General features: G+C 64.9%; 16 protein-coding genes and 2 pseudogenes. 3 read left to right on the forward strand and 15 right to left on the reverse strand.

Features of this window, described 5'->3' with window-relative positions; genetic code table 11:
- Positions 1 to 38: 38 nt before the first annotated feature.
- From HQ306_RS21790 to mftA, 12 genes are all read right to left on the reverse strand, one after another.
- The gene (locus HQ306_RS21790) at positions 39 to 284 is read right to left on the reverse strand and encodes a lipoyl domain-containing protein (RefSeq protein ID WP_222633516.1); all 246 of its coding nucleotides are present in this window, start codon (positions 282 to 284) and stop codon (positions 39 to 41) included.
- Positions 281 to 1297, reverse strand: a complete 1017-nt coding sequence (locus tag HQ306_RS21795; RefSeq protein WP_261770416.1) for an alpha-ketoacid dehydrogenase subunit beta — start codon at positions 1295 to 1297, stop codon at positions 281 to 283. Before HQ306_RS21795 ends, HQ306_RS21790 begins: the two co-directional genes overlap by 4 nt.
- A complete protein-coding gene (locus HQ306_RS21800; protein WP_222633541.1) occupies positions 1294 to 2232 on the reverse strand; it encodes a thiamine pyrophosphate-dependent dehydrogenase E1 component subunit alpha in 939 nt (312 codons plus the stop codon). The genes HQ306_RS21795 and HQ306_RS21800 overlap by 4 nt, the downstream gene beginning before the upstream one ends.
- 70 nt (positions 2233 to 2302) lie before the next feature.
- Positions 2303 to 4057: an FAD-dependent oxidoreductase gene (locus HQ306_RS21805; RefSeq protein ID WP_222633517.1), complete on the reverse strand. Its 1755-nt coding sequence runs from the start codon at positions 4055 to 4057 to the stop codon at positions 2303 to 2305.
- 138 nt (positions 4058 to 4195) lie between these two features.
- Positions 4196 to 5098 (reverse strand): alpha/beta fold hydrolase, encoded by a 903-nt coding sequence (locus tag HQ306_RS21810; protein WP_222633518.1) that lies wholly within the window; start codon positions 5096 to 5098, stop codon positions 4196 to 4198.
- Between the two features lie 30 nt (positions 5099 to 5128).
- Complete coding sequence (locus tag HQ306_RS21815) at positions 5129 to 6028, reverse strand: alpha/beta fold hydrolase (RefSeq protein ID WP_222633519.1); 900 nt, start codon at positions 6026 to 6028, stop codon at positions 5129 to 5131.
- A gap of 167 nt (positions 6029 to 6195) precedes the next feature.
- Positions 6196 to 7653, reverse strand: a complete 1458-nt coding sequence (gene mftG / locus HQ306_RS21820) for a mycofactocin system GMC family oxidoreductase MftG (RefSeq protein ID WP_222633520.1) — start codon at positions 7651 to 7653, stop codon at positions 6196 to 6198.
- Between the two features lie 15 nt (positions 7654 to 7668).
- Complete coding sequence (gene mftE / locus HQ306_RS21825; RefSeq protein ID WP_222633521.1) at positions 7669 to 8346, reverse strand: mycofactocin biosynthesis peptidyl-dipeptidase MftE; 678 nt, start codon at positions 8344 to 8346, stop codon at positions 7669 to 7671.
- A gap of 1 nt (position 8347) precedes the next feature.
- Positions 8348 to 9535 carry a pre-mycofactocin synthase MftD gene (mftD, locus tag HQ306_RS21830; RefSeq protein ID WP_222633542.1) on the reverse strand — a complete coding sequence of 396 codons (1188 nt, stop codon included), beginning with the start codon at positions 9533 to 9535 and terminating at the stop codon, positions 8348 to 8350.
- A 47-nt stretch (positions 9536 to 9582) separates the two neighbouring features.
- Positions 9583 to 10839 (reverse strand): mycofactocin radical SAM maturase, encoded by a 1257-nt coding sequence (mftC, locus tag HQ306_RS21835; protein WP_222633522.1) that lies wholly within the window; start codon positions 10837 to 10839, stop codon positions 9583 to 9585.
- A complete protein-coding gene (mftB, locus tag HQ306_RS21840) occupies positions 10836 to 11117 on the reverse strand; it encodes a mycofactocin biosynthesis chaperone MftB (protein ID WP_222633523.1) in 282 nt (93 codons plus the stop codon). Before mftB ends, mftC begins: the two co-directional genes overlap by 4 nt.
- Positions 11118 to 11125: 8 nt before the next feature.
- Positions 11126 to 11236, reverse strand: a complete 111-nt coding sequence (gene mftA / locus HQ306_RS21845; protein ID WP_222633524.1) for a mycofactocin precursor MftA — start codon at positions 11234 to 11236, stop codon at positions 11126 to 11128.
- Between the two features lie 121 nt (positions 11237 to 11357).
- Here mftA and mftR point away from each other — a divergent pair, with 121 nt between their 5' ends.
- The gene (gene mftR / locus HQ306_RS21850) at positions 11358 to 11978 is read left to right on the forward strand and encodes a mycofactocin system transcriptional regulator (protein WP_222633525.1); all 621 of its coding nucleotides are present in this window, start codon (positions 11358 to 11360) and stop codon (positions 11976 to 11978) included.
- Positions 11979 to 12346: 368 nt separating this feature from the next.
- On the opposite strand, the pseudogene HQ306_RS22715 reads toward mftR, so the two are convergent.
- A pseudogene (locus HQ306_RS22715) lies at positions 12347 to 12670 on the reverse strand (MFS transporter); the annotation flags it as partial.
- Positions 12671 to 12982: 312 nt separating this feature from the next.
- Between HQ306_RS22715 and HQ306_RS21860 the strand changes: the two are divergent.
- Complete coding sequence (locus HQ306_RS21860) at positions 12983 to 13633, forward strand: TetR/AcrR family transcriptional regulator (protein ID WP_222633526.1); 651 nt, start codon at positions 12983 to 12985, stop codon at positions 13631 to 13633.
- Between the two features lie 157 nt (positions 13634 to 13790).
- Positions 13791 to 14696: pseudogene (locus HQ306_RS21870) on the forward strand (FAD-dependent oxidoreductase).
- A 4-nt stretch (positions 14697 to 14700) separates the two neighbouring features.
- Here the strand turns inward: HQ306_RS21870 and HQ306_RS21875 are convergent.
- Complete coding sequence (locus tag HQ306_RS21875; protein ID WP_222633528.1) at positions 14701 to 14991, reverse strand: hypothetical protein; 291 nt, start codon at positions 14989 to 14991, stop codon at positions 14701 to 14703.
- Positions 14992 to 15579: 588 nt separating this feature from the next.
- On the reverse strand, positions 15580 to 16312 hold a 733-nt coding region (locus HQ306_RS21880), incomplete at its 5' end, for a cytochrome P450 (RefSeq protein WP_222633529.1).

Consider the following 16312-nt stretch of genomic DNA (forward strand, 5'->3'; position numbering starts at 1 on the left):
TCACTCGTAGGACGACGACGGCCCTCGGACCGAAGTCGCTATCCGACCTCGATCTTTCCGATCTCGGTACCCACCTCGTACTCCTCGTCCTCTTCGGCCGTGCCGTGGCGCAGGATTCCCGTTGCGGGCGCCTCGATCTCGACCTCGACCTTGTCGGTCGCGGCGGTGTAGATCGCTTCCTCCTCGACGACCGATGCTCCGTCCTCGACCAGCCAACCGACGAAGGTGGCCTCGGTGGCGGCCATGTTGAGCTTCGGGATCTGGACCGACACTTCGCTACTCATTTTCCGTACTCCAATGTCTTTCTGACGGCGGCTGCAATCTTGTCGGGCGAGGGAAGGACTTCGGATTCGAGCGTGCTCGAGGGAATGGAACGGAATCTGGTTCCGACCCGCTCCACCGGTGCACGTAGTCGGCCGAAGAGGTTCGAGTTGATCTGTGCCGCGACTTCGGCTCCCGGGCCGGCGAACTCGACGGCATGGTGGGTGATGATCGCTCGTCCGGTACGACCCACGGATTCCAGAATCGTCTCCGTGTCGAGCGGAAGTAGTGTTCTGAGGTCGAGTACCTCGGCATCGATCCCCTCGGACGCGAGCAGTTCGGCTGCCTTCAGCGAATCGAAGACGCCGCGCCCGTAGGTGACGATGGTCGCGTCGGTGCCCGCCCGTTTGATGTCGGCCTTGCCGATCGGCACGATGTGGTCGCCGGTGGGAACCTCGCCCTTGACGCCGTAGCACGCGACGGTCTCGATGAAGATCACTGGATCGGGATCGAAGATCGACGCTTTGAGCAGGCCCTTCATGTCCGCGGGCGTACTCGGCATGACGACCTTGAGCCCGGGCACGTGCATGAACCACGCCTCCAGAGACTGGGAATGGGTCGCACCGCTACCGAGTCCGCCGAATGTCGCGGTTCGCACGGTGAGGGGCACCGTCGTTCGACCGTTCGACATGAACCGCGCTTTCGCCGCGTGGTTGACGATCTGATCCATCGCAATTCCGATGAAGTCCATGATCATGATCTCGGCGACCGGGATCTGCCCTTCGATCGCGGCACCGATCGCCGCTCCCACGATCGCGGCCTCGGAGATGGGAGTGTCGAGCACCCTGGCCTTGCCGTGCTTGGTCGACAGCCCGCGGGTCGCCCCATTGACGCCGCCGCCCGGATCAGCCAGATCTTCGCCGATCAAGAAGACTCGGGGGTCCGCCGCCATCGCCTCGTCCAAGGCTTCGTTGATCGCCTGCAGGTTCCCCATCGTGGTGGTCGCAGCGATGGCCTCGGTCGTGACGGCGGTCATGCCGGCACACCCGTCATATCGGCGTACAGATCGTTCTCGAGCGCATCGGCCCCCGGTCTGCCGGCGGCGGCGATCGCGACGACCGCCTCCTCCACCTCGGCAACGGCCGATCGATCGATGTCGTCCAGTTCTTCGACGGTCAGCAGCCCCTCGTCGATCAGCTTGCGTCGATACGTCACCATCGGATCCTTCGCTTTCGCCTCTGTCAATTGTTCTTTCGGCATGTACTTCATCGTGTCGCCGACGTAGTGGCCCTTGAATCGGAAGGTGACGGCTTCGATGAGCGTGGGGCCCTCCCCGGCACGGGCCCGGTCGGCAGCGGCGGTCACGGTCGCGAAGACCTCTTCGGGATCGTTGCCGTCGATGCGAAGTCCGGGGATGTTGTACGCCAGCGCCCGCTCGCGCACCTCGGCAATGTTCATCGTGTCTTCGACGGGTGTCAGCTCTGCGTACAGGTTGTTCTGACAGACGAAGATCACGGGCAACTTCCACACCGCCGCCAGGTTCAGACCTTCGTGGAACGAGCCCGTGTTGGTGGCGCCGTCCCCGAAGGTGACGACGACGACCCTGTCACTGCCCTGCTGCTTGGCTGCCAACGCCAGCCCGACGCCGACGGGCACCCCTGCACCGACGATGCCGGTGGTGAGCATGACGCCGTGATCCGGAGCGGTGATGTGCATGGTCCCGCCCTTGCCTCCGGAGGCACCGATGGTGCTGGCGAGCACCTCGCCCATGACCTCGGTGAGTGGCACGCCCTTGCAGACCAGGTCGTGCAGTCCGCGGTAGGTGGTGACCAGGCGGTCGTCAGCGGTCAGCGCTTCGCCGATCCCGGCGGGGATGGCTTCCTGTCCGCGCGACGGCCAGATGACGGTAGCGAATTCACCGCGGCCGATTCCCTTGCGCAGCCGCTCGTCGACCGTGAAGGCCCGCGCCATCTTGATGTACAAGCTGCGCCCCAACTCGGCGCGCGCGTCTCGAGTCTTCTCGTCCACTATCGTGTTCCTTTCACAGCGCACGCGCCGTCGGTGTGTTGCCTGGAAGCGCATTGTCAGCAGCATGTTTCGCCGGTTCTGCCGATGCCCCGGCACGTGCAGCGTCGTTGGCAGCGATGTAGCCGAACACCATCGTGTGGGCAATCGACGCGCCGGCACCCGGATAGGTACGCCCCATGACAGTCGCGGCCATGTTTCCGGCCGCGTACAGGCCCGGGATCGGAGCGGCAGCATCGTCGAGCACCTGGGCTCGCTCGTTGCAGACCACGCCGCCGATCGTTCCCACATCGCCCGGGAAGATCTGCGTGGCGTAGAACGGCCCGGTGGCGATGTCACCGACGGCCGGATTGGGCTTGTGGCCCGGGTCGCCGAGCGCTTTGTTGTACTGCGACTCGCCGCGGTGGAATTCGGGGTCGGTGCCGGTCGCCGCGCCCGCATTGAACGTCCGCACCGTCTGCGCCAGCGTCGCCGGGTCGACATCGATCTCAGCGGCAAGCGCTTCGATGCTGTCGGCCTTGACGATCCAGCCGCTGTCGACCCATTCCTGCGGCATGTTGCCCGGACGCGCCGACCACAACTTGCGCAATTTCGGCATCCCGGTGCTCCAGGGCACGGTGCGGCGATACGTGTCGTCGAAGATCAGCCAGCACGGTGCGCCGTTGTTCGCGTACATCGCCCGACCGACCTCGATGTACGAATTGGATTCGTTCACGAATCGTCTGCCGTCCTGATTGACGAAGATGGTGTGCGGGAACTGACGAGCCAAGGTGAGCGTCGAACCTGCCATCTCCAACCTGGGCGTCAGGAACCAGACCGCCTCGTCCATGTAGTCGGTCTGCGCACCGAGTGCGATGGCGGCCGCGAGCGCGTCACCTGTGTTACCCGGGTTGCCGAGACTCCACCGACCGTCGTTGGGCTGCGTCGCTTCGGTCTCCTTGCTGCGGAATTCACTGTTGCGCTCGTATCCGCCGGCTGCGAGGAGAACCCCCCGTTCACCGCGGAACTCGAGCGCGTCGCCGTCCTTCGTCGCCCGTACACCGACCACACGTCCGTTCTCGACGATCAACTCGTCGACAGTGGTCTCGAGACTGATCCTGACGCCCCTGTCGAGAAGAATCTGGACCAGTTGTCCGACGAGGGACATACCGTTCGTCAGCAGGTCCTGACGTCTGAACTTGCCGAGGTAGGTGCGCATGACGACGCGCGCGACACGGGCGAATCTCGACGGCGAGCGGAACACCATCGGAACGTGTCGAACCTCGTTGGTCTTGACGGCCAGTCCGATCCGGCGCGCCATGCCGGGGTTGATGCGTGCGTGCCATTCACCCAACTGCTTACCGTCCCAGGGGATTCCTTCGACGGATCGGCCGCGCGCCTTTCCACCCGGGACGTTGTCGTAGTAGTCCGAGTACCCCTCGCACCGTTCGAGCCGGACGCCGCACCGCTCGATGAACGAGAGCATCTCGTTCCCCTCCGTCAGAAATGCCCGACGCCGTTCGATCGACGACGCGGCGTCCGGAGGTCCCACCACGGAGTCGAAGTACGTCATGCCCTCGTCGAACGAGTCGGGGACGCCGTCTCGCTGCATCAACGGGTTGTTCGGCATCCACACCACGCCACCGGACATCGCCGTCGATCCACCGACGACGGACTGCTTCTCGAGGATGATGGGGCGGAGGCCGGCCTCGACCGCTGCGAGTGCTGCAACCAGTCCCCCACCGCCGCTGCCCACGATCACGAAGTCGTAGCTGTCATCCTTGCTGACCATGTTCTCTCCGTTGCTGTGTCGCTGATGTCTGGCGTGCGAGTCTTCGCCGGCCGTACCGGCAACGCTGTCGCCTTGATGAGGCATCTCTGAGGGGGGATGCGGACCAAATATTTGATCACCAGGCTACTGTGTGGCCCGTCACAGCACAAGTGCGGTGGAGCCGCCTGCAGGCTCGGCATCGAGATGGTGGAGCAGGAGCGGAACCGCCTTCGACCACGGGGCGACGACGCTGTCACCCCGTCCCGTGTCCGGCGACGGCCGCGTCCGAGCACCGTCCGCCCACGGCGCTTCGACCAGTCTCGATGTCCTGATCAAACAATGAACCGCGAACGCCGTCCGCTTCGGATGGTCGTGATCCGCCGCGCCGCCGCACATGATGAGCGTGGGTGTGTCGATACCTTCGATCTCCCAGTCCGCCACCCCCGGTACCGCCTCGTTGGGTTTCGGGATGTACGCGTCCAGCCAGCGCGTCATGACGGCCTCGAACTCGTGTGCTCCGAGGGCCAGAAGCCTCTCTCGATTGCGCGGATCGGCGGCCACGAGGTCGCGCCAACTGCCGGCTCCGTCGTCGAGTTGCAAGATTCCCTCGACACCGGCGTCCCGCACCGTCCGCAATGCGGAGATCGAGTGCGCCCCGGCCAGGGACATCGTGCTGAAGGCCCCGCCGACGATCGAGCCCAACGCAATCGTCGAGACCAGATGCGGGTACTCGACGGCGAACACGATGGAATCCACGGCTCCACTGGATTCACCGACGACCGCGACAGGTCCGTCGACCAGCTCTTTCACCATGCTCGCCAGTGTGTCTGCGCGCATGTGAGACTCCGAGCGACCGAACAACTGGATGTCGGACGCCCCGCAATTCGGTCTGTCCCACAGGAGAACTCGTTTGCCGCCGTCTGCGAGAGCGAGCGCCAGCTGCCGCACTCCTGCTGAATCCACACCGAGTCGACCACCGGGAGTGACAACCACGACGTCGCCGTCCTCGGGTCCGACGAAGTCGTAGACGACGATTCCACCGTTGACTTCGATCTCAGACATCGACCTCGTCCTCCGAGCGAACCGACCTCATCACGACACCCTCTCTGCTACCGACGTGGTCGCGAACGGGCGACCCTCGATGAAGTCCAGGAGAACCGGCGCCGCCAGTTGCCACGGATCGAAGACACTGCCGCGACCCACCATCGCCTCCTGGAGAGCCCGTTCCCAGGCGTCCTCCGGCCAGGGTGGATCCACGATCACGGATGTACCCATCAAGGCGTGCAACTCGTACGACGTGCGCTTCGGGTGATCTCGATCGTTCTCGCCCCCGCGGATGATGAGGGTGGGAACATCGATGCGGCTCACCTCGAAGTCGCGGACGCCCGGAATTATCTCGTTCGCCTTGGGCACATACGCATCGAGCCACCGATTCATCACCCTCTCGAACTCGGCTACGCCGAGTTCTCGGAGGCGTTCGCGATTGTTGCCGTTGACGCGGATCAGCTCTGCCCACGCGGGCAGCGCCATCACACCGTCGATTCCGGAGGTCTGGACCGTCCTCAGTTCCGACAGCAGATAGAACGACGCCAGGTTGAGGGTGCTGAAGGTTCCACCGACAACAGACCAGACTGCCAATTTGGTGACGAGCTCCGGGTACATGTCGGCGAAGATGATCATGTCCCGTGCGCCGCCGGAGCCACCCGCGGCAACGACCGGCCCGATTCGGAGAATGTTCAGCATGGATCCGAGGGTCTCGGCCCGCATGTGCGATTCGGTTCTGCCGAACAACTGAACATCCGACGCCCCACAATTGGGCCGGTCCCACAGGAGCACCCGCTTGCCACCGGCGGCGACAGCCTCGGCGAGTTCGTGCACCCCACCGTGGTCCTTACCGAATCGCCCTCCCGGAGTCAGCACCACTACCTCGCCGTCGGCAGGACCGACGAACTCGTAGACCACCGTCCCACCGTTGACTGAAACCTCGGCCACTTCCGCTCCCGCCTTGTCGTCGTGTCTCCAGCAGGTGTCGCATGCTACGGAACAACGTGTTCACAACAGTGAACCACAGTTCAATTCACGTGACCAGGAAATGCGGAGGCAATGTCGGCTCGCTCGACGTACTCACTTCCGAACCGCGAGTTCTCGAATCCGAAACGTCACTCGATCTGCAGTTCCGACACTCGAAGTGCCGCCATCACCACGGTGGCGTGCGGACCGCGCGACACCGGCGCCGGGAAGATCGACGCGTCGACGACGGACAGGCTGCGAACACCTCGTACACGACCGATCGGATCGACGACCGCCAGCGGATCGTCGTCGGTTCCCATGCGGGCGCTGCACATCGTGTGCAGTGATCCCCCCAGAGGTATCGACCAACCGCACACGTCACGTGCCGACAGATCGGACTCGTACGGCACCAGTGCCGATATCGCCAGTAGTTCCTCGGCCAGTCCGATACCGGTGCGCAGCGCCTCTCTGTCGGCTCGGGTCTCTGCGTACCTGTGTTCGACGTGTGGTGCAGAGAACGGATCGGGCGATACGACGGTGACGACCCCTCGTGCTTCAGGAGTCATGTGCGCGACCCCGACCGCCGGCAACATCGGGGGCAATCCGGGAATCAGATGGTCGAACGAGGAGGTGTAAGGACGGATCTCGATCGGACCCGAGTGCAGGACTACCTGCAGTGGTGTCCCACGGTCGGACGCGGCGGGTTTCGCTCCAGGCCGGTAGTCGATCGTGACTTCGGGGTGGTCGGCCATGCCGACCCCGACCCCCGGGAGGTGCTGCACGACCGGCACGCCCACCCGCCGAAGTGTGTCGGCATCGCCGATCCCGGAGTGCAGCAGGAGGTTCGGTGTGCGGATTGCTCCGGCGGCGAGCACCACCCGATCTGCGTGAACGTCGAAGGTGCCGTCGTCGTCGCGGCCGGTGACACCGATGACCTTGTCGCCGTCGAACAACAAGCGCGCCACCTGCGAGCGTCCTCGAACGGTGATCCTGTCGACAACGGGCGAGAGGTAGGCCTCGGCCATGGAGATCCTGCGCCCGTCGCGCACGTTCGACGGGACCGCGCCCATGCCGTCGCCCGCCGTGGGTGCGTTGAGATCGTCCAGTTGCCGGTGTCCCGCTGCCCTGCCTGCGTTCTGAAAATTCTGCGCTACACGTGAAGTGACCGCTCGCGTCACCGGAACCGGGCCGGTCGAGCCGTGGTGCTCGAGCCGCCCGAAGTCATGATCGGTCTCGATGCGGTTGTAGTACCGGGCAACGGTCTCTCGGTCCCACAGGTCTCGAGGCCAAATGTCGAAGTCGGAAAGAGGTGCGCGGACGAAGTAGGCCCCGTTGACGGCTCCGGACCCTCCGAGCACGCGTCCTCGCGTGGCAACGAACTGTCGGTGTCGAAAGGTGCTCGCTGTGATCGGGTCGATGTAGGGGGACTCTGGACCGATCGGCATGCGGCGGACGTCCGTCAGATCGGGTGGCCACGACTCGGTGGTGGCCGAGGGCAGGAAGACGGGGCCGGCTTCGATGATCAGCACCGAGGCCCCGGCCCGCGCGAATGTCGCTGCGGCAACGCAGCCCGCGCTGCCGCCTCCCACGACGATGACGTCAACCACGGTGGGGACGTGTCGTCATCGGAGGAGTCCGCGGTCGTCCGGAGTCCATTGTTCGACGGCCGCGACGAACCGTTGTCTGAGGGCTGCGAGTAGGTCGGCGCCCTCTGCACATGTCGCTCCGCTGGGATCGCCGAGTACACCGGACTGAGACACACTCACGACGCCCGATGCTGTCAGTCGCTCCATCAGTGCGGCGATGGGCTCGGTGTTGCCGACGACCGCCGACTCGATCCCGACCTGATCCGGTGCGATGTGCAGCATCAACGACGTCTCGGTCCGTCCGGCGTGCGCGTCCGCTCCGGGGACACTGCACGGAAACCACGCGGTGTCGCGTCCCTCGTAGCGTAGGAGCGTGACCGCGTCGACCAGCGCGGATCCGTTGCCCCCGTGTCCGTTCACGAAGATCACCCGGTCGGCCCAGCGGCAGATCGAGCGCCCGTACTCGACGATGACCGTGCGCAGTGCCGTGCGGCCGAGCGAGACGGTGCCGGGGAAACCTTCGTGTTCTCCGCTCGCGCCGTAGGCGAGAGCAGGGGCGATCCAGGCATCGGACAGGCCGGCTGCCACCGCCTCGGCGATCACGGTGTCCGTGTTCAACGGGAGGTGGGGTCCGTGCTGTTCCACGGACCCCACCGGCACGACCACCAGCCCACCGTCGATGTGCGGCCACCGCGCCGACCCGAGATCGGCCATGTCAGAAGCTGCGCACAGCCTGATCGTCAGTGGCTCCGAGCACTTTGACGAAGCCGTCGGGAACGACGATGTCGTCGGGACGCAGATCGGCGATCGACCTCTTGCCCATACCGAGCAGGGCGCTGTCGACACCCATGCGCAGGACGTCGAACACGTTCTCCACGCCGGCCTGACCGTTCGCGGCGAGACCCCACAGGTAGGCGCGGCCGATCATCACCGCGCGAGCACCGAGGGCGACGGCCTTGACGACGTCGCTGCCGCGGCGGATCCCGCCGTCGAGGAGGACCTCGATCTCGTCACCCACAGCCTCGGCGACGGCGGGCAGCATCCGGATGGTGGCGGGTGTGCCGTCGAGGTTGTTGCCGCCGTGGTTGGAGACGGAGATCGCGGAGAAGCCGGCGTCGACAGCGCGGCGTGCGTCGTCCACGCGGGAGATGCCCTTGAGCATGAACGGGCCGTCCCACTGCGCACGAAGCCAGGCGATGTCCTCCCAGGTCGGCGGTGGGGTCTGCTGCCACATGCCGTAGGCGCCGAAGAACGTGGGCGGTTGCGGAGCACCGGCGGGCAGAATGTTCGGTGTCGTGAGATCCGGGATGCGCCCCGACCTGGCGAACTTCAGCAGCCACGCCGGACGAATCAGGCCCTCGGGGGCGAACTTCGCCATGGCGGCGAGGTTCATCGTCTCGGGGATGGCGGGGCTGCCCCAGTCGCGGCCGTACGAGAACGACCAGTCCAGGGTGAGGATGATGCCGACAGCACCTGCCGCCTTCGCCCGTTCCATCCGCGCGACCATCTCTTCGCGCGTGCCGAGCCAGTAGACCTGGAAGAGCGTCTGCGAATTGACCGCGGCGACATCCTCGACGGACTTGGAGGCGAACGACGACAGTCCCATGATCGTGCCGCGGGCGGCCGCGGCACGGGCGACGGCGACCTCACCCTCGGGGTCGACCGCCTGCACGCCGGTCGGCGAGATGATCACCGGCATCGAGATGTGTTGACCCATCACGGTGGTGGACTGGTCACGCACGGCCGAGTGGCCGGCGACATGTGGTGCGAAGCCGAGTTCGCCGAACGCCGCCATGTTGTCGTCGTAAGTGTTGCCACGTTCGGAGCCGGCGATCAGCGCCGAGTACACCGACGGGGGAAGACGCTTCTTGGCTCGTCGCTGCATCTCGGCGACGGATTCCATCCACGGGTTTTTCGCCCACGGATTGTGGGCTTGGATGTCGCGAAGCTTCACTGATAGTCCTTGCTGAAAGTCATTCCTGCGAGGGGGTTCTCGTCGCAGATTTTGGCGGGTGCGCCGTCGCGGCGGGTGAGCAGCGTCAACGGGATCGACGCCTTCGGGGTGGAACGCTTTCCGGTGCGGGAATGATCGACACTCGACTTCGGGACGACGCCGCGGTCGGCTGCGAGGGCGGATTCGCCGTAACCCTGCACGCATTCGGGGTCGGGGCCGTCCATGGGGAGGCCGGTGAAGAACTTCGCGGCCATGCAACCACCGCGGCAGGCATCGAAGTGCGCACACTTCGTGCACGCGCCGGAGGTCTGCGGTGAGCGCAGTTCCTGGAACAGCTCCGAGGTCTGCCACACGGCCTGGAAGCCGCCCATGTCGGGGGTGGCGTCGCGGACAATGTTGCCGGCCAGGAACTGGTCGTGAATGGCGAAGGGGCAGGCGTAGACGTCGCCGATCGGGTCGATCAGGCACACCACTCGCCCGGCGCCGCACAGGTTCAGCCCCGGCAGGGCATCGCCGAAGGCCGAGAGGTGGAAGAAGGAGTCGCCGGTGAGCACACCGTCGCCGTTGGCTACGAGCCAGTCGTAGAGCTCGCGCTGCTGACCGGCGGTGGGGTGCAGGTCGTCCCACACGTCCGCGCCGCGACCGGACGGACGCAGACGAGTGATGCGCAGAGTGGCGTCGTACTCGTCGGCGAGGGCCTTGAACTCGTCGAGCTGTGACACGTTGTGGCGGGTGACGACGACGGAGATCTTCGCGTCGCGAAACCCGGCGTCCTTCAAGTTCTTCAGGGCGCGGACGGCCATGTCGAACGAGCCGGGACCGCGGACGGCGTCGTTGACCTCGGCGGTGGCGCCGTCGATGGAGATCTGCACGTCGACGTAGTCGGACGCGGCGAGCCTCGCGGCCACCTTCTCGTCGATCTTGACGCCGTTGGTGGAGAACTTCACACCCACCTGGTGCGCGGTGGCGTAGTCGACGAGCTCCCAGAAGTCGGATCGCACGGTGGGTTCGCCGCCGCCGATGTTGACGTAGAACACCTGCATCTTCTGCAGTTCGTCGATGATCGACTTGCACTGCTCGGTCGAGAGTTCCCGCGGGTCACGACGCCCGGAGGAAGACAGGCAATGAACGCAGGAGAGGTTGCAGGCGTAGGTGAGCTCCCAGGTCAGACAGATGGGGGCGTCGAGGCCGAGCTCGAACTGGTCGACCAGGCGGCCGACAGGTTGCTCGGGGCGGGCGAGTGTGGAGGTCATGCCGGGCCTTCCTTACCGGGTGAGGACACGATCATGTTCGAACGGGCCAGGACTGCGAGCGCGTCGGCGTATCGAGGCATCGCCTCGTCCGACACACCCGCCGCCGTCAACGCCGAACGAGCGTCGTCGTGGTGGGGCAGCGACCGAACGATGTCGACGATCGCCGTGTTCTTCAGGAACGAGAGCTTGCGGGTTCCGAAGTGATACAGCAACGCCCCGAACGGTTCCGGACGCAGCGCCACCTGTGGGTGCAACTGCCAGCGATCGTCGATGTTCATCGGTCGACTCAGTACACGCCGCACATACCGTCGATGGACACTTCCTCCACCAACGATTCCTGCACCAGCGGCTCCTCGGACTGCGATGCTTCGGACGTGGTGTTCGACTGATCGGACATGGAAACCTCCAGGAGAGTGAGATTCGAGTCGCAGTTCCACCGCATGGTGGCGCGCACCACACACAATAATGGCATCGAGTGCACAAAGTAAACAGGATGCTGGGAGTGGAGAGGAGAACGAGTGGAGCACCAGCTGCCCGCTCAGGTCGGACGTCCGCCGTCGACGACCAAGGGGGGAATCAGCGACGTCGGTATCGCACTGTTCGTCGCCAAGGGGTTCGACGAGACCAGCGTCGACGACATCGCGGAGGCAGCCGGCATCGCGCGACGCACCTTCTTTCGTTATTTTCCCTCGAAGAACGCGGTGCCATGGGGAGACTTCGACGACGGTCTCGCCCTGTTGCGACGGCTACTGAGCGAGATCCCCCGCGAGGTTCCCCTGGCCGACGCGATACTCGACGCCATCCTCCAGTTCAACACCTTCCCCGAGGACGAACGACCGACACACCGCCGACGTATGCGCTTGATCCTCGAAGTACCGGCACTGCAGTCGTATTCGACCATCATGTATCAGGGATGGCGGCACGTGATAGCCGAGTTCGTCGCCACGCGTACCGGTCGCGACAGCGAAGATCTCATTCCCCGCACCTGCGGATGGCTCGCCCTGGGCACGGCGATCTCGGCGTACGAACAGTGGCTCGTCGACGAGGATGCCGACCTCCACGATCTTCTGCGTGCCGCAGCGCAGCCGCTACGCCACGGCCTCGCCGACGCTGCAGAGCCCGGCGACGACACGCAATGACCGCGCCTCCGGGCCGCCACGGAATCCGGCCCACGGGCCTTTCGCTGAACTACCGATGCAGACGAACGACCCCCGGCACCCGACCGGGGCGTGCGGACAACCCCCTGTCTGCGTCCACACCTCCGCCCGGAGTCGCTGCACGAGTCGATGACCGTTGTTCGGCGGACCGTCCCCCTTCTGGACCGTACGTACTGGAGATGGCCAGCAGCAGTCCCACGAGAGCGGTCGACAGCGTGAGCGCACTCACGTAGGCGAACGCCCCGCCTGTGCGCACCCGAGACTCGGGCAGGACCACCGCGATTCAAGCCGAGGACGATCACCCCGAGCACCGTGGACACCCAGAACAGCATGTGCCAGTCCCAGTTGTCGGCGATGACGGCCGAGATGGGCAGCCCGAGGGCACCACCGACACCGAGGGATGAGCTGATCATGCCCGTGGCCGAGTCCAGTCTCTCGCGCGGCGACACATCGCGCAGGATGCTGATACCCAACGGCACCACACCCGCGGACAGTCCCTGCAGCACTCGGGCGACGATCAGCGGCACCAGCGATTCGCTGAGCGCCCCGATCACCGATCGGGCGATCAAAAGCACGACGCTCACCAGCAACATCCGGCGCTTGCCGAACATGTCGCCGAGGCGGCCGACGATCGGTGTCGACACCGCACCGGCGAGCAGGGTCGCGGTGATCACCCACGACGTGTCCGACGATTTCGCATCGAGCAGTGTCGGGAGCTGCGGGTGATCGGGATGAGCAGGGTTTGCATGAGCGAGACCACGATGACCGCGAACGCGAGGGACACGATGATCGGTGTCACGTTCGGGTCTTGGCCTCCGCTCGCGTCGTGAGGTCGGTGTTCGACATGGTGGGCGGTCCCTTCAACGGGCTAAGAGCGTTAACCCAGGGGACTATAAAGCAACTGACTGACTTAAACACCGCCTGCCATGCCTTACCCTGAACCCGACATCACTGCGCGGGACTCGCACCGACGACGGAGACGATCCATGCCGACATCGGCCCCCAAGCACGCGCGAGCCGCGGCCACGCGCGAGTCCATCCTGACCACCGCCGAACGACTCTTCGCCGAGAACGGGGTGCTGTCGGTATCCAATCGGCAGATCAGTGAAGCCGCCGGCCAAGGCAACAACGCGGCCGTCGGATACCACTTCGGCACGAAGATCGATCTGGTGAAGGCGATCATCGACAGACATACGGTCGCCATCGACGCAGGTCGCACAGAGCTCGTCCGACTTCATCAGGGCTCCAGAGATATTCGGGCCTGGGTGTCGTGCATGGTCTTGCCGGTCACCGACCACCTCGCATCGATGGGCAATCCGACCTCGTACGCCCGGTTCGGCGCCCAGATCGCCACGGACCCCGAGATCCGTGCGTCGCTCGTCAACGAAGCGACCAAGTCGCAGTCGCTGCGCTTCGCGGTCAACCAGCTGGCCGCATGCACGCCCGGCCTGTCCGAGGGCACCCGCGCGGCCAGGAACTCGATGGCACGAATCCTCGTCACGCATGGATGCGCCGAGTTCGAGCGCTACCTCACCAGGCCGGACGCCGATCCCGCCGCCTCCTGGGACGAGTGCGGACACCAACTGGTCGACGCCATCGTCGGGATCTGGAAAGCCGACTCGACTGCCGCTGATTAAGTCACTTGCGTGACCTAATCGCGATTCTTCTGTTCGCTGAGCGGTGACACCGAAATTGGTCCGGGATCACCGTCCTCGACAGGGGCATCGTGAACAGCACTCGCGTGAATCAGCGGGCGTAGCAGGTGTACTGATCGTGGGTGCCTCGGCGGCCGGGGTGTGCACCGCCGAAGCCCTCCGACAGCGTGGATTCGACGGCACCATCACCCTTCTCGGGGACGAGGAGCATCTCCCCTACGATCGGCCCCCGCTGTCCAAACAGGTACTGAGCGGCGCATGGAAACCCGAACGCACCCGACTGCGCGCACCCGAACAGCTGGCCTCCGCGCGCATCGATCTGTGACTCGGCGATCGGGCAGTGGCCCTCGATGCGGCCGCACGGTCGGTGACCACCGCGTCGGGCACCGTCCTGCACGCCGACGACATCGTGATCGCCACTGGCGCCGCACCCCGAACACCGCCCTGGCAGCGCGATCTGGCCGGTGCTTTTGTGCTCCGTGGTATCGACGATGCGCAGCAGCTACGGTCGGCACTCAACAAACACTCCCGTGTGGTCGTCGTCGGCGACGGGGTATTGGGTACCGAAATCGCCGCCATCGCAATCACATCCGCTAGTCGGGTCATACTGGTCGGCCCGCAGGACCATCCCCTCGCGGCGCAATTGGGGTCGATGGTCGGTGAATTGGTGGGCACTCTGCACACCGAACGAGGCGTCGTGCTGAGGCCCAGGGTCGCGGTGTCGTCCCTCACCGATTCCGACTGTCGCGTCAGCGGCGTCGTACTCGACACCGGCGAGAGGCTGGACGCCGATGTCGTGGTGGTGGCCGTCGGAGCGGTGCCCGCCACCGAAGGTCGTCATCACCTTCGACTGATGCGTAGCCAAGACGATTCGCGACGGTCTGCTGCCAGGCGGGAAGGGCAGGTTGAGAACGCATTGCGATCTCGGCTAACACCTCTGGATCGCACTTCGGATACAACCTCTCCACCGCCGGCCACACCTCACCCTCGGCATCACCGAGCCCCGGACGCTTCACCAGATCCAACGCCGTCTGCTCCGCAGTAGTCGCCTATACCGGACCCAACTCGGTATCGATACGCTCCGCATTCAGACGTGCGGTGTCGTAAACCACGAACCGAATCACCGCCTGCCGATCCGCCAACCGAATCGGATCTTGTCGCGTCGGAACAGCCACCACAGCCGTCGCCAAGGCCCGCGGAATCACACCGTGCAAGCGGGCCGAGCTGACACCCATCACGACGGCTTCGTCGGCACTGCAGGCCGCAACAGCGATACCGGCCGCCGCTGCTTCCAATCCAGACATCCACTCGGTCCCGACCTGGTCGTCGGGCAGCGCCACGTGGAAGCCCGTCGCTACCCGATGCAGCAGACCCAAGTCCGCCAGCCGCGCAAGCTCGGCGCGCGGGTGCGCGTAGACATCGGCCGCCGTCGCGGCACGCGCACCATCCGCATCAGAAGCCGCGCAAACTCCGGAGGCAGACCGGTGTGACGGCGTCGCACATCGCTCGAAGTCACGGGCACGTCCGTCGTGTATCGAATATGTAGGCTCCAAGCCTACAAACCCGACACCCACCGCAACACGGTAATACAGCCCGAACACCTGCAGCCCAGTCCATACGCATCCACCTACATCCACACGAATGCTCACCGGTGAGTTAGCAACGAGTTGTGACATTCCGTGACACCGAATACCGAATCGAGCCGACGAACCGGCGAAACCCGAGGTCACACAGGACAATTACACCCAGGTGGACGAACCGGGTCGCACAAGGAACAAGCGGTGGCAACAGCCCAAAAATAAACGGTCCCAATTGTTTCGCTGGTCAGAGCCATCTCGAGGAGACTCCTTTCGGGATTGAACCGAAGACCGCTCGCTTACCAAGTCGGCAGCGCTCCGACTTCCTTGTCGACAAGAACAGCCCGCGGGCTACGCAACGAAATCGGACCGTTTACGGACCTGCAGGGACAAATTACGGGGCTTCAGAGTGACAGTCTCGTCTACCTCGAGAGAGTAGTCGGGGTCCTCGATCAAGTCGACTCGACCAACTATGAGAGCAAGTGCAACAAGCACTTCGTGATAGGCGAACTGTCGGCCGATACAGCCGCGCATTCCAGTCCCGAACGGCTTGTACAGATCGGCGAGATTGGCGGGGACGCGACTGCGCTCGAAGCGATCCGGGTCGAATCGTTCCGAATCAGCACCCCACGCCGCATCGCGATGCAGCTGTAGCAACACCACGAACACCCACTTCCCCTTCTCGAAGGGGTGCTCCCCCACCATCGTGTCTCGCCGAGCCTTCCGGTAGTAACCGGGCGCCACCGGCCACAGCCGCAACGTCTCGTCGACCACGCGCCGCAGGTACCGCAGCTTGCCCACGTGATCGAACTGGAGATCACCATCGGGGCACACCGCCGAGAGCTCGGCCCGGATCCGCTCGACCACGTCCGGATGAGTCGACGAGAAGTGCAGAGCTAACGCCATCACACCGGCTGACGTCTCCTGGCCCGCAACCATAAACGTGAGTATCTGATTGCGAATGTTCTGATCGGACAACCGCTCCCCCGTCGCCGGGTCCGCGGTGCTCAACATCAAATCGAGAAGGTCACCGCTCCCCGGGGCATCTCGCTCGCGCCGCGTCGCGACGATGTCGTCCACTAGT

Source organism: Rhodococcus sp. BP-160, assembly GCF_019836205.1.
Lineage (GTDB): Bacteria > Actinomycetota > Actinomycetes > Mycobacteriales > Mycobacteriaceae > Rhodococcoides.